This is a genomic window from Exiguobacterium profundum (genome assembly GCF_042652865.1).
Taxonomy (GTDB): Bacteria; Bacillota; Bacilli; order Exiguobacteriales; family Exiguobacteriaceae; genus Exiguobacterium; species Exiguobacterium profundum.
On the sequence record NZ_JBHSHG010000001.1, the window covers coordinates 1,332,458 to 1,346,653 of the forward strand.

13 protein-coding genes and 1 tRNA gene are annotated in these 14,196 nt (G+C 50.3%); 2 read left to right on the top strand and 12 right to left on the bottom strand.

What is annotated here, in order from left to right:
• Positions 1-14 precede the first annotated feature (14 nt).
• The 12 genes from ACFO4U_RS06865 to ACFO4U_RS06920 all read right to left on the bottom strand — a co-directional run bounded on the left by ACFO4U_RS06865 (position 15) and on the right by ACFO4U_RS06920 (position 13,262).
• Positions 15-1,355, bottom strand: a complete 1,341-nt coding sequence (locus tag ACFO4U_RS06865) for a glycosyltransferase (protein ID WP_215243773.1) — start codon at positions 1,353-1,355, stop codon at positions 15-17.
• Positions 1,352-2,560, bottom strand: a complete 1,209-nt coding sequence (locus ACFO4U_RS06870; protein ID WP_251031945.1) for a glycosyltransferase family 4 protein — start codon at positions 2,558-2,560, stop codon at positions 1,352-1,354. The genes ACFO4U_RS06865 and ACFO4U_RS06870 overlap by 4 nt, the downstream gene beginning before the upstream one ends.
• Positions 2,561-2,581: 21 nt before the next feature.
• The gene (gene galU, locus ACFO4U_RS06875) at positions 2,582-3,463 is read right to left on the bottom strand and encodes a UTP--glucose-1-phosphate uridylyltransferase GalU (RefSeq protein WP_159562631.1); all 882 of its coding nucleotides are present in this window, start codon (positions 3,461-3,463) and stop codon (positions 2,582-2,584) included.
• A 232-nt stretch (positions 3,464-3,695) separates the two neighbouring features.
• The gene (locus tag ACFO4U_RS06880) at positions 3,696-4,493 is read right to left on the bottom strand and encodes a phosphotransferase enzyme family protein (RefSeq protein ID WP_215243772.1); all 798 of its coding nucleotides are present in this window, start codon (positions 4,491-4,493) and stop codon (positions 3,696-3,698) included.
• A 234-nt stretch (positions 4,494-4,727) separates the two neighbouring features.
• Entirely contained in the window at positions 4,728-6,020 is a 1,293-nt protein-coding gene (eno, locus tag ACFO4U_RS06885) for a phosphopyruvate hydratase (RefSeq protein WP_012726908.1), read from the bottom strand.
• Between the two features lie 36 nt (positions 6,021-6,056).
• Positions 6,057-7,595 (bottom strand): 2,3-bisphosphoglycerate-independent phosphoglycerate mutase, encoded by a 1,539-nt coding sequence (gpmI, locus tag ACFO4U_RS06890; RefSeq protein ID WP_214690655.1) that lies wholly within the window; start codon positions 7,593-7,595, stop codon positions 6,057-6,059.
• Positions 7,596-8,348 (bottom strand): triose-phosphate isomerase, encoded by a 753-nt coding sequence (gene tpiA, locus ACFO4U_RS06895; protein ID WP_078147302.1) that lies wholly within the window; start codon positions 8,346-8,348, stop codon positions 7,596-7,598. It abuts the gene before it with no gap.
• 18 nt (positions 8,349-8,366) lie between these two features.
• Entirely contained in the window at positions 8,367-9,551 is a 1,185-nt protein-coding gene (locus ACFO4U_RS06900) for a phosphoglycerate kinase (RefSeq protein WP_074036297.1), read from the bottom strand.
• Positions 9,552-9,648: 97 nt separating this feature from the next.
• Positions 9,649-10,656: a type I glyceraldehyde-3-phosphate dehydrogenase gene (gap, locus tag ACFO4U_RS06905; protein ID WP_012726912.1), complete on the bottom strand. Its 1,008-nt coding sequence runs from the start codon at positions 10,654-10,656 to the stop codon at positions 9,649-9,651.
• A gap of 59 nt (positions 10,657-10,715) precedes the next feature.
• A complete protein-coding gene (locus ACFO4U_RS06910) occupies positions 10,716-11,744 on the bottom strand; it encodes a sugar-binding transcriptional regulator (RefSeq protein ID WP_084543053.1) in 1,029 nt (342 codons plus the stop codon).
• Positions 11,745-11,853: 109 nt separating this feature from the next.
• Positions 11,854-12,111, bottom strand: coding sequence for a glutaredoxin family protein (locus tag ACFO4U_RS06915; RefSeq protein ID WP_230872831.1), 258 nt, complete (start codon positions 12,109-12,111; stop codon positions 11,854-11,856).
• A gap of 5 nt (positions 12,112-12,116) precedes the next feature.
• On the bottom strand, positions 12,117-13,262 hold the full coding sequence (locus tag ACFO4U_RS06920) for an RNA polymerase factor sigma-54 (RefSeq protein WP_215243771.1): 1,146 nt from the start codon (positions 13,260-13,262) through the stop codon (positions 12,117-12,119).
• Between the two features lie 118 nt (positions 13,263-13,380).
• Between ACFO4U_RS06920 and ACFO4U_RS06925 the strand changes: the two genes are divergently transcribed.
• Positions 13,381-13,453, top strand: a tRNA-Arg gene (locus ACFO4U_RS06925).
• A 151-nt stretch (positions 13,454-13,604) separates the two neighbouring features.
• Positions 13,605-14,180 (top strand): ATP-dependent Clp endopeptidase proteolytic subunit ClpP, encoded by a 576-nt coding sequence (gene clpP, locus ACFO4U_RS06930; protein ID WP_012726916.1) that lies wholly within the window; start codon positions 13,605-13,607, stop codon positions 14,178-14,180.
• Positions 14,181-14,196: the final 16 nt, after the last annotated feature.

Sequence of the window (14,196 nt, forward strand, 5' to 3'; positions counted from 1 at the left end):
CAAAAGCCGCAGTCTTAAGATTGTACTGGCTTTGGCGCACCGTCTTTCATAATCGGCAACTTGCGCTCCGCGGCGTTCGCGTAGACGTTCAAGAGTGCCTCTTTTTCCAAATCCCAGTTATATTTCTCACGCGCGGTCTTCGTGTTCTCTTTGACACGCGCATAGAGTGCTTGGTCTTCAATCATCCGGTTGACGCCGTCCGCGATCGATTGTGGATCATGCGAATCGACGAGCACCCCGACATCGTTCCCCGCAACGACTCGTTCGATTTCAGGGAAGTCACATGAGACGACCGGTACTTCAGCCATCAAATACTCGAACAATTTGTTCGACGAGGCCGAGTAGTGGTTGAAGCAGACGTTGTTCAATACTTGGAAGCCTAAATAGGCGTTCATCGTATAGTAAGGTAACGCTTCGACCGGTACTTTGTCAATCATCTTGACGCGGTCGCCGACCCCTTCCGTCTCGATCAACTGTTGAATCGTCGGTTTAAGCTTCCCGTCCCCGATCATGACGAGCGTGCCTTCTTTGAAGTCTTTCGCCGCGAGCACGAGCTGTTCGAGACCGCGTCCCGCTTGAATGCCCCCTTGATACAAGAGGATCTTCTCGTCTTTCGGCAAATCGAGGAGTGCATGCAAGTCCTTACGGAGCGAGAAGTCGAGCGGACGGTAGAACGGATAGTTGTGGAGCACGTACGGATAGAATCCGTACAACTCTTCGTTGTGTGCCGCACGCGTATGGTTCTCGACCATCATCGTATCGACGAACGGCAAGAGCCAGCCCTCGAGGTTACTTTGAATATAGCCGTAACCCGTACGGTCCGTCTGTACCTCGTGCGAGTCGTAGACGATCCGACCTTTGTTGAACACTTTTCCAGCGAGGAGTGCCTGCGGGAGCGTGTTCAAATCGTTCGCATGGTAAAAGTCATACGATTTTTTCGTCGAAGCGAACACCATCTCGAGCATCGCACTCGCGTTGACGATTTGCTTACGCACTTGCGGCAACAAGACCGTCCCGATGGCCGCTCCGAGCGCGAGCATCGTGAACGGCGCAAGTAAGAACAACCCGGCACCGACGAGTCCCGCACCGATTTGGCGGGTCCGTTTCTCGCTCACCCATTGATACGTCTTCTTCGCGAACTTGAGCGCGTTGACGAGAATCGAAGGTTGACGCTTCACGCGGATGACGCGGAAGCCTTCCGGACGCATCTCTTCTTTTGAAAGCTCTTTATTTTTCGGATCTTGAAGCGCGATCAAATCGACTTCATAGCCTGCCTCGGCGAGTGCCGAGCACTCACGAAGGACGCGCGCATCATTCGTAAAATGGTTCCATACAAACATACATACTGACTTCATCGTGTTTCCTCCATCACTAACTGTTGTACGACTTGATCTAACACGTCGATATTCTCTTCCCAACATAAATTCTCTTTGACGTAACGAATCCCGTTCGCCCCGAGTGCCTCCCGTAAATCCGGTCGGTCGAGGAGCTTCCGTAGGATCCGCTCGATCTCATCGATGTCACGTTTCCGTGACACGTAGCCGACTTCCGCCGCTTCAATGACATTCGCCGCATGGCCTGACACTGCTGCGACAATCGGTTTGCCGACCGCCATATAGTCGATGAGTTTCCCAGGGATGACCGTATCAAACACTTCTTGCTCGATCAGACTGACGAATGCGACGTCCGCATTTTTAATTGCCTGAAACGCCTCTGTCCGTGGCATCGCCTCGAGGAACAAGAAGTTTTGGAAGCCACGGTCTTTGATCGTCTGTTTCAACTCTTCTTTCCGATAGCCGTAGCCGATCAATTTGAAGTGGACCCGTGGCTCGTCCCGGAATCGCTCGGCGAGTTCGAGTAACAACGACACATCTTGGGCAAGACCCATGTTCCCGGCGTATAAGATTTCCATCCGGTCGTCCGGTGGGATCGTCCGCTCGAGCGTGCGCTCCGCTTCCCGGATCGAGTTCGGCATGTAGTGAATCTTCTCGTTCGGCACACCGCGCTGACGAAGATAGCTGCGGAACCCTTCCGAGTTGATGATGACTTCATCGGCGACACGATACAGTCGTTTCTCCATCCAAAAAGCCGGCGTGAGCACCCAATCGTACTTGAAGACGCCGACACCTTTCACCGATTCTGGCCAAAGGTCACGGACGTCCAAGATGAACGGGACACGATACTTTCGTTTCGCATAAGCACCGACAAACGCCATAAAAAAAGAAGGGGTCGTCGCAAAGACGACGTCTGGCTTCAATTCGAGCTTACGGACTTCCCGGATCCCTTTGACCATCTGTTCAAGGAATAGGAAAAGACGACTGACCATGTTAGACGTATGTTTCCGTTTCTTCGTGATGAGTCGCTTGATGAACGGTTGGTCGTTTAACTCCCGGTCGTTCCAGAAGCGGTCGTCCTGATACATATCAAAGCTCGGATACGAAGGGGCGGCCGTGATGACCTCGACTTCATACCCGCGCTGCTTCATCAAATGCGTAATGTTTTGCATCCGGTTGCCGGCACTGCCGATTTCCGGATAATAGTTTTGACACACCATAAGCATTGTTTTCAAAAATAACACACCTTACTGTTGATCAAGTTCGTCCACAAGCCGTTTCAATAGGGCATGGACGTCATCTTTTAAATCAGGATCGCTGAGCGCGTGGCAAATCGTCGTCTCGACGAACCCAATCGGCTCTCCGACGTCGTAACGTCGACCGTCAAATTCGTAGGCGAAGACCGTCTGCGCCTCATTCAAGCGTGCGATCGCATCCGTCAATTGAATCTCGCCCCCGGCTCCCGCCTCTTGTCCCGACAACGCCTCAAAGACGTCCGGTTTCAAGATGTAGCGACCGAGGATGGCGAAGTTCGACGGGGCCTCATCAATGGGCGGTTTCTCCACGAACGTCCGCACCGGGATGAGCTTCCCTTCGACGGCAAGCGGGTCAATTATACCATATCGGTTCGTCATTTCATACGGGACACGCTGCACCCCGATGATCGAACGATCGTGGGCCTCATATTGGTCGATCAACTGCTTCGTTGCCGGCACATCGGATTCGATAATATCGTCCCCGAGCAAGACGGCGAATGGCTCGTCTCCGATAAACTTCCGGGCGCACCAAATCGCATGACCGAGACCTTTTGGCTCCTGTTGGCGTATGTAGTGAATGTTCGCCAAATTCGAGGAATGTCGGACCGATTCGAGCAAGCGCGTCTTCCCTTTCGATTCGAGGTTCTGTTCCAGTTCGAGCGCACGGTCGAAATGGTCTTCAATCGCCCGTTTGTTCTTCCCCGTGACGATGATGATGTCCTCGATGCCTGAAGCGACGGCTTCCTCGACGATGAACTGGATCGTCGGCTTGTTGACAATCGGCAACATTTCTTTTGGCATGGCTTTCGTGGCAGGAAGGAAGCGGGTGCCGAGACCGGCGGCTGGGATGATGGCTTTACGTACTCGTGTCATAAGCATGGGCTCCTTTACTCGTTATGTAGAGAGTATACCCAAATTTTGTGCAAACTGACACAAAAGAGAGGTCATGACAATGTTGTCATGACCAATCGTCATTCCGGTGCGATTTGAGATAGTACCAAATGCCGAATCCAATGAGCAATACCAAGAAAAGAAATCCGAGCATCATCACGAAAATCGCCTCCCCATTCATGCTTCATTTTCTATATTCCCGCTTCAGATTGTTTCAGAACCACTTCTGTCCATGCGTTCGAATAAATCGAAGTTCCTCTTGGTAATGATTGTAATGTCCTTCGTCAATCATCTTTTGGAAGGCGACGTCTCCTTCCGCAGCTTTTCGTTTCATCAAGAGACAGAGCGCTTCAATCCGTCGTTGTAACATATCGAACAAGTCGACCTCCGCTTGCTCCCAACCATAGGCTTCGAGAAACAACGATACACGCTCTTTATAGATCGCATCGTCTCGATCGGCATCATAATAGATGACTTCCCCTGTTTCAGCTTGATGGCGACGACTGAGCGGAACGAACGTATAAAGGGCATAGACGATATCCCAAGCTCTCGGACCTGGCGCAGCCAAATCAAAGTCGATGATTCCTGCCACTTTTCCTTCATGGAAAATTGTATTGTAGACAGCGAAGTCGTTATGACAGATGACCTCTAACGGTTGTGGTGTGTGATCGATTGGCTCCCATTCGGATGTCCATTCAAAATCGATTGACGCATCATGCAGTCGTCTCATCAAGCGCGCGACGTCTTGAATCGCCTCATCAGCCCACATATAGGATTTAAGAGGATAGTCTGCCGTCTCCCCCTCGATATAAGTGAGCACCTCTCTTCTTGTTTCATCGATACCGACAAAGCGTGGCACGCCAGACAGTTGCTTCGCCTCCAAATGCTTTAAATAGCAATGGATGCGTTCACTCCCCACTTTTTGCGAACGATAGACGTAGTTCCCTTTTCGATGAACGATGGATACGTTCCCGCCACTCAACCTTTTTTCTTGTTCATTCGATTGGTCCATCCAATCTCCCCCTACTTTTTATCAGTCACGTTCAGTATACAACACGAGGTCTCAATGACTAAGAAGTTCGACACAGAGCGTTCGCGTCCGTCAAAGCGGTACCGTGACTCTTGCAGGAAAGCATCGGTGCCGCAAAGACGGATAGACGACCAATCAGCTTTTCCACCGTTGATTAAACGGATATTCCACACACAAAAAAACAGGCCCGCCGATTGGCGAGCCTGAAACAATCAATTATTTTTTGAGGTTGTAGAACGACTTGATACCGTCGTATTTCGCTACATCGCCGAGCATGTCTTCGATGCGGAGAAGTTGGTTGTATTTCGCGATACGGTCTGTACGTGAAAGTGAACCAGTTTTGATTTGTCCAGCGTTTGTCGCAACAGCGATGTCTGCGATTGTCGCGTCTTCTGTTTCACCAGAACGGTGTGAGACAACTGCTGTGTAACCAGCTTTTTTAGCCATTTCGATCGCGTCAAATGTTTCTGTGAGCGTACCGATTTGGTTAACTTTGATGAGGATCGAGTTTGCGATTCCTTTTTCGATACCTTCAGCAAGTTTAGATGTGTTCGTTACGAAGAGGTCATCCCCAACGAGTTGAACTTTGTGTCCGATTTTATCTGTGAGAAGCTTGTGGCCATCCCAGTCGTTTTCGTCACAACCATCTTCGATTGAGAGGATTGGGTACTTGTCAACGAGCTCAGCGTAGAAGTCTACAAGCTCAGCAGTTGTGAGTGACTTGCCTTCGCCAGCGAGTTCGTATTTACCAGTTGATTTATCGTAGAACTCAGAAGATGCAACGTCCATTGCGAGGTAGACGTCTTCACCTGGTTTGTAACCAGCTTTTTCGATCGCTTCAAGGATAACTGTGATCGCTTCTTCGTTAGACTTCAAGTTTGGTGCGAAACCACCTTCGTCACCGACAGCTGTGTTAAGACCCATACCAGAAAGAACTGATTTGAGGGCGTGGAATACTTCAGCACCCATGCGGAGCGCTTCACGGAATGTTGGCGCGCCGACAGGCATGATCATGAACTCTTGGAAGTCCACGTTGTTGTCCGCGTGCGAACCACCGTTGATGATGTTCATCATTGGTGTTGGAAGTGTCTTCGCGTTGAATCCACCGAGGTATGTGTAAAGTGGGAGACCGAGCTCATCTGCTGCTGCGTGAGCTGCTGCCATTGACACACCGAGGATTGCGTTAGCACCAAGTTTCGCTTTGTTTGGCGTACCGTCGAGTTCGATCATTTTCGCATCGATTGCGTTTTGGTCGAATACATCGTAGCCGATAAGTTCTGGTGCGATCGTGTCGTTCACGTTCGCAACTGCTTTCAAGACACCTTTACCGAGGTAACGTGACTTGTCGCCATCGCGAAGCTCAACTGCTTCGTGCTCACCTGTTGATGCGCCTGATGGGACGAGGGCACGGCCGAAACCGCCGTCTTCTGTGAAGACTTCTACTTCTACTGATGGGTTACCGCGTGAATCTAAAATCTCGCGTGCGTAAATTTCTGTAATCATTGACATGAAAAATCGCTCCTTTTCGTTTGAAAAATAGTTGTATTATTTTGTAACGATTGACGAACCAGTCATTTCAGCTGGTTGCTCTCCACCGAGAAGGTGAAGAAGCGTTGGGGCGAGGTCGCAAAGCGCGCCTTCGAGAACTGGTTTCAGTTCGACTCCCTCTTTTGTGACGATACATGGAACAGGTTCCGTCGTGTGCGCCGTCATCGGCGAGCCATCCGGGTTCGTGACGATGTCCGCGTTCCCGTGGTCCGCTGTGATGATGGCCGCTCCACCTTTAGCAAGTAATGCGTCCACTACTTTACCGAGGCATTCGTCGACCGCTTCGATCGCTTTCTTCGTCGGCTCAAGCTTCCCTGAGTGACCAACCATATCCGGGTTTGCGAAGTTGATGATGTATGCATCATACTCATCTGACTCGATACGCTCGAGCAAACCGTCCGTGAGCTCATATGCGCTCATTTCTGGTTGCAAGTCGTACGTCGCGACTTTCGGTGAAGGGACAAGGAGACGATCCTCACCTTCAAATGGTTGTTCTTTTTGTCCGTTCAAGAAGAACGTGACGTGTGGGTATTTCTCTGTTTCTGCGGCACGGAGTTGTTTGTATCCTTGCGCAGAGAGTGTTTCCCCGAGTGTGTTTTTCAAATCTTCCGGTGGGAAGACGATATCCGTGTCGACCTCATCCGAGAACTTTGTCATCGAGACGAGCAAGATGTTCTCTGGATGTTTGCTTGAGAGTTCGAAGCCTTTGAAGCCTGTTTTCTCTTTGAACACTTTTGCGAGTTGGATCGCCCGGTCCGGTCGGAAGTTGAAGAACATGATGGCATCGTTGTCCTGGATTGTCGCGACCGGCTTGCCATCTTTTTCGATGACAGTTGGTAACACAAACTCATCCGTCAAATCGTTCTCGTAAGACTTCTGGAGAACTTCGACTGGATCCGTGCCAACTTCGCCTTTACCGTTTACGAGGACGTCGTATACTTTCTCGACGCGCTCCCAACGGTTGTCGCGGTCCATGGCATAGTAGCGACCAGACACGCTAGCGACTTGACCGACACCGAGTTCAGCAAGCTTTTCTTCTGTTTCCTTGAGGAAACCAGCTCCTGATTTCGGATCACAGTCACGACCGTCCGTGAACGCGTGAATGTACACTTTTTCGATGCCGTGGAGTTTTGCGAACTCAACGATGGCAAACATGTGATTGATGTGCGAGTGAATCCCGCCATCTGATACGAGACCCATGATATGGAGGCTCGAATCATGTTTCTTCACATGACCTGCCAAATGGTTCATCGCCTGACGGTCGAATAACGAACGGTCTTTGATTGCGTTGTTCACGCGTGAGAGTGACTGATAGACGACTCGGCCGGCACCGATGTTCAAGTGACCGACTTCTGAGTTCCCCATCTGTCCTTCCGGAAGACCGACGTACTCGCCTTTTGCGTTTAAGAGCGTATGTGGATACTGCTCCCAGTAGCGATCGAAGTTCGGTTTGTTCGCAGCCATGACTGCGTTTCCGAACGATTCGTCACGCATCCCGAAACCATCTAAAATGATGAGTGCGACTGGTCTAGCCATTTAAATCGCCTCCAACAATTTGAGGAACGAAGCGGCTTCAAGTGAAGCACCGCCGACGAGTGCGCCGTCGATATCTTCCTGTGCCATATACTCTTTGATGTTCTCTGGTTTTACAGATCCACCGTACTGGATGCGTACTGCAGCCGCTACGTCTTCACCGTAAAGACCTTTCACCACGTCGCGAACATATTTACAAGAGCTTTGTGCGTCTGCTTCGTCCGCTGATTTCCCTGTACCGATTGCCCAAACTGGCTCATACGCAATGACGAGTTGTTTGACTTGGTCAGCAGAAAGGTCAGCGAGACCGCCTTCGACTTGTGTTTTGATGACTTCTTCGAACTTGTCGCCTTCGCGCTCCTCGAGTGTTTCACCGACACAAACGATTGGCGTAAGACCGTGTTCGAACGCTTTTTTCGTTTTGCTGTTGATGAACGCATCCGACTCACCGAAGTACTCGCGACGTTCTGAGTGACCGAGGATGACGTAAGTCACGCCGAGGTCAGCGACCATCACTGGGCTGATTTCGCCAGTGTAGGCACCGCTATCTTTGTCGTACATGTTTTGTGCACCGAGCTTCAAGTTTGACCCTTTAGCTGCTTCTACCATTGGTGCGAGGAAAAGTGCTGGAGCACCAATCGCTGCATCTACTTTGTCAGTAGATGGGATGTTGTTTTTCACTTCCTCAACGAAAGCAACAGCTTCCGAGAGTGTTTTGTTCATTTTCCAGTTACCTGCAATAATCGGTTTACGCATCGATAACCCTCCTCTAAATTACTTGTCGTTCAACGCCTCGACACCTGGAAGTTTTTTGCCTTCCATGAATTCGAGTGACGCGCCGCCACCAGTTGAGATGTGACTCATCTTGTCAGCAAGACCAAACTTGGCTGCCGCAGCTGCTGAGTCACCACCACCGATGATTGAGTATGCATCGCTGTCTGCAAGCGCTTGAGCGACACCTTTCGTTCCGTTTGCGTATTTATCGAGTTCGAATACGCCCATCGGTCCGTTCCATACGACAAGTTTCGATTCGCGAATCGCGTCCGCGTAAAGTTCGACTGTCTTCGGTCCGATATCGAGACCCATGTGATCCGCTGGGATCGAGTCGATATCGACTGGGCCGACATACGTTTCTTCGCCGAATTCTTTTGTGATGACGCAGTCGACAGGCATCAAGAATTTCACGCCTTTGTCTTCTGCTTTCTTCATGAATTGACGAGCGAGGTCAAGCTTATCCTCTTCAAGGAGTGACGTTCCGACTTCGTGCCCGAGTGCTTTCGAGAACGTGTACGAGAGTCCGCCACCGATGATGAGTGTGTCAACGATGTCAAGAAGGTGGTCGATGACCCCAATCTTATCCGCTACTTTCGACCCGCCGATAATCGCCGTGAACGGACGGTCTGGGTTTGAAAGAGCTTTACCGAGAACTTCAAGTTCTTTTTCCATCAAGAGACCAGCAACGGCTGTGTCCACGTGGTGCGCAATCCCTTCAGTTGAAGCGTGTGCACGGTGAGCCGCGCCGAACGCGTCGTTGACGTATACGTCAGCAAGTGCTGCGAATCCTTTTGCAAGTTCAGGGTCGTTTTTCGTTTCACCTGGGTAGAAACGAACGTTCTCTAAAACGACGACATCGCCTTCAGAGAGGTTAGCGACCGCTTCTTCTGCGACCGGACCGTATGCTTCTTCGACGAGCGGTACATCTTTTCCGAGGAGTTCAGCGAGACGCTTCGCTACTGGAGCAAGTGAGAACTCAGGGTTCTTCTCGCCTTTTGGACGGCCGAGGTGGCTCGCAAGGACGAGTTTCGCACCACCGTCAAGCAAGTGCTTGATCGTTGGAAGTGCGGCTTGGATCCGAGTTTCGTCTTGGATGACGCCATCTTTGAGTGGAACGTTGAAGTCAACGCGGCAAAAGACGCGTTTCCCTTTTACATCGATGTCACGAATAGACTGTTTGTTCATAACTTTCGCCTCCATATGTCGTGCGTGTCATTTCATAAATAGAGCGGAGAACAATCTCTTGTTTCCGCTCCTATTTGATTCTATTTAGTTCACGAAATTACTTCGCGATGTTAGCGAAGTGCTTAACTGTGCGAACCAATTGTGCAGTGTAAGACATTTCGTTGTCGTACCAAGAAACTGTTTTAACGAGTTGCTTGTCGCCAACTGTCATGACTTTCGTTTGAGTCGCGTCGAAGAGTGAACCGTATGTGATTCCAACGATGTCAGAAGAAACGATTTCGTCTTCAGTGTAACCGAATGACTCGTTCGCTGCTGCTTTCATTGCTGCGTTTACTTCGTCAACAGATACTTGCTTGTCAAGTACAGTTACGAGCTCAGTGAGTGAACCTGTAGCAACTGGTACACGTTGTGCAGCACCGTCAAGTTTTCCTTGAAGTTCAGGGATTACGAGACCGATTGCTTTCGCAGCACCTGTTGTGTTAGGAACGATGTTCGCTGCAGCTGCACGCGCACGACGGAAGTCACCTTTCGGGTGTGGAGCGTCAAGCGTGTTTTGGTCGCCAGTGTAAGCGTGGATTGTCGTCATGAGACCTTCAACGATTCCGAACTGGTCTTGAAGTACTTTAGCCATTGGCGCCAAGCAGTTTGTTGTACAAGAAGCACCTGAGATAACTGTTTCAGTACCATCGAGGATGTCGTGGTTTGTGTTGTAAACAACAGTTTTCATGTCACCTGTAGCAGGAGCCGAGATAACAACTTTCTTCGCGCCAGCTTTCAAGTGAAGCTCAGCTTTTTCTTTTGAAGTGAAGAATCCAGTACATTCGAGAACGATGTCTACACCGAGGTCTCCCCATGGAAGTTCTTCAGGGTTACGGTTAGCAAGCGTGATAACTTTCTCTCCGTTTACGAGGAAGTGATCGTCGTGTACTTCAACTTCTCCGTCGAAACGACCTTGAGTCGTGTCATACTTGAGAAGGTGCGCAAGCATCTTCGTGTCTGTCAAGTCGTTGATTGCAACAACTTCGATTCCTTCGTTTTTGATGATCTCGCGGAATGCCAAACGACCGATACGTCCAAATCCGTTAATACCAACTTTTACTGCCATGTTAATTTCCTCCTTAGGGTAGAAGCTATTTATTGAAGAGCCAACGGGGGGTCAACTCTTTAATAACAAGTTAATAATTCTTTCGCCGCACCTTCGTCTGTGACGAGGATGATGTTCGACGTGTGTTTCGCATAAGCGGCGATTGCCTGTGCCTTCGATTTTCCTCCGGCAACCGCGATGACGGCATCCATGTCATCCAGCTCTTCGAGTTGGATTCCAACCGTCTTGACGCGATGGACGATCTCACCTTCAGCATTGAAATAATATCCGAATGCCTCGGCGACGGCGTCATGCCGTTCAATCATCCGCAAATGCTCCGGTGATGCGTGACGGCGCTTTGCCATCGTTTCTGCCTCACCAATTCCATGTACCACAATTCGCGCCGCTCTAATCATTTCCAACACATTTTTAATGCTAGGTTCCTCCACCATCCGGTCGAACGTTTCTTGTGATACTTCATCCGGAATATGTAGAAGATGATAGTCTGCGTGGGCCCGGTCCGCCATGCGTGAACAGACGGTGTTCGCCTGAAGTTCAAGCGTTTCGCCGAGACCTCCGCGTGCGGGCACGAAATGCATCGGGCGTTCTTTTTTATCGGGCGACATCATCGCCGCGACCGATGCCATCGTCGTTCCTCCCGTTACCGCAATCACATTATCATCCGGTGCGAGCCGCGCTTTTAGTTGCGTGACCGCCGCCCGTCCGATATCGCGTTGGACCCAGAATGTCTCATCCGAGTCACCCGGTACGATGACGACTTGGCGAACCCCTAATTTCTCTTCGAGCTCTCTTGCCACTTCTGAGATCCCAAGAAGTTCACCCATGATCTCGTGCAAGTCTCGTAAGACGTTTCGTCCCGTCTCACTGAGGGAAATTCCTTGAGTAGCGACGTAAAGAAGACCTTGATCTTTCAAAAAGTCGACTTCTCGTCTGAGTACCCGTTCGGTCAGTCCCAAGCTCGTTGCGAGTGTCCTGCGGCCAATCGGCTGCATCAAGCGGACATAATGTAAGATATCGTAACGATGTCGGAGCGTATCGAGCAGGTCAGGGACAATTTGCTTCTGAACGTGAATCAGTTGCTGGATCATGCTCATACCCCCTCGACTTTCAGTGTGGACAACTTTTGTCCCACTTTTTTATTTGCGTCCCACCGCTACGAGTTCATCTTATCAATCACTTTTCCGTCTGGCAACCCCTTCAAACGTTTTTTTTCGATGTAAGCGTATACTTAACAAAATCTTCAACTTTGTTGTCATCATATCGCCCTTGACTGATGACTACACCTTCATGTATGAGAACGGGGATTTCAAAGAGGTACTTTGCCTCGAGCACCTCATCCCCGGTGATGTCGATCTGTTCGAGTTCAATCGGGTAATCTTCCTGTAACCATTCGAGCATGACGACCGCCTCGTCACATAGTGAGCAATTGTCACGTTTATATAAAGTAAGTTTCATTTTCGTCATCCCTTCCATACCTGTCGCTCGCGCTCGCGCGAATTACCGAATCCAAGCTCTTCCCGATAGTTAGTCACCGTCCGCCGGGTCACTTGATAACCGTATCGAATCAATTCATTCGCAAGCGCCTGATCACTTTGTGGTGCCTTCTCTCGTTGAATCAGTTCTGCGAGTGCCCGTTTAATCATAAATGGCGAATGCCCGCGACTTGTAGACCGAACAAAAAAGTGTCGCCATTCCATGATGCCACTCTCGGTCTTGGCGAACTTCCCTTGGATGGCTCGTCCGACCGTCGATTCATGTTTTCCGATGAGCTGCGCGACCGTACGTCGGGTCAACGGATTAAGGACAAGTTCCCCTTTGAGCCACTCGGTCTGACGTGCTTCAATGATTGACCAAATCTCACGCAGCGTTTCGTTCCGCATCGAAAGGGACGTCATCCACCATTTCGCCTCACGGTCATTCCCGACACGCGTCTCGTCGAGTTCCGGACTAAGCCACGTCGTGACGAGTGTCCCCTCTTCATAGCGTACCTCGACTTCCGGAAACACGTGACCCGTTTCTTCATATAATAGAGGACGTTTCGGAAGTGTCGCGACGATTCGTTCGAGTCTTGCCAATTCCTCCTCTGAAATAGCAAGAGCAGTCGTCATCTGTTGAGGACTCACCCCACTCTCAATCGCTTCGAATACATCGACGATGCGAGGGTCCTCATGTTCGATCGCATGTCGATATTGACACTCCCGTTCTGTTCTCGCCCCGATCCCCGTCGGTTCAAGAAATAAAAGCGCCTGCCTCGCCTGTTCGATTCGAGTGACGTCGACACCGAGTCGTGTCGCCAACACCTCATTCGCATCCGGCAATAATCCCCGATGGTCGAGCAAGAGGACGAGTTGTCGTCGCAACGCTTTCTCATCCTCACTGCCGCTACCCTCATAAATCTGTGTGAACAGCTTCTCCTCAAACGAGCTCGCCGCATCTGCAATCCAATCGATGCTCCCGCTCCCGATTTGAATGTTCGTGTTATGTCGTGCAAGACGCGCAAGCCGGAATGCGAGCGCAAGACGGTCCGCCTCAAGGACCGGTAACCGCTGCACGAGGTCTTGCGTCATCTGTTGTTGCTGGATTTGTTTTTGCTCCTGCCGTTGCATCGTTCTCCCCCCTCTTTTCTATTGTATCGAACCCGCTTCCGTCGCGCTCAAAAAAGCTATGTGAACAGGATTGCTTTTTCAATAAAACAAATGTATAATAAATTCGTGTCACAGATATGCACCCGTAGCTCAGGGGATAGAGCACTGGTTTCCGGTGCCAGGTGTCGGGAGTTCGAATCTCTCCGGGTGTATCAGATGTAGAGGTCAGGCAGATTGCCTGGCCTCTTTTTCGTTTCACGATAAGAAAATCGTGGAATAGGTGAAAAACAATGACTATCGTTTGACCATCATTGACTATACAGGTATGATGAAATTACAACCTACATAAAGGAGGCAGATTCAATGTTAATTCCAACAGTTATCGAACAGACAGGCCGTGGGGAGCGCGCGTATGACATCTACTCACGCTTGCTTAAAGACCGCATCATCCTTCTCGGAAGTGCGATTGACGACAACGTCGCGAACTCAATCGTCGCACAGCTCCTCTTCCTTGCGGCTGAGGACCCAGAAAAGGACATCTCACTCTACATCAACAGCCCAGGTGGTTCGATCACAGCGGGTATGGCGATCTATGACACGATGAACTTCATCAAGCCGAACGTGTCGACGATTTGTATCGGAATGGCTGCATCGATGGGTGCCTTCTTGCTCCAAGCCGGTGAAAAAGGAAAACGCTTCGCATTACCGAACGCAGAAATCATGATTCACCAACCGCTCGGCGGCACACAAGGCCAAGCGTCAGACATCAAGATTCACGCAGAACGCATTATCAAGATGCGCGAGAAGTTGAACCAAATCATGGCAGAAAACACTGGACAGCCACTTGAAGTCATCGAGCGCGATACAGAGCGTGACTACTTCATGGCAGCTGACCAAGCGAAAGACTACGGTCTCATCGACAAAGTCATGACACGTTAATTTTCCGAAAGACACA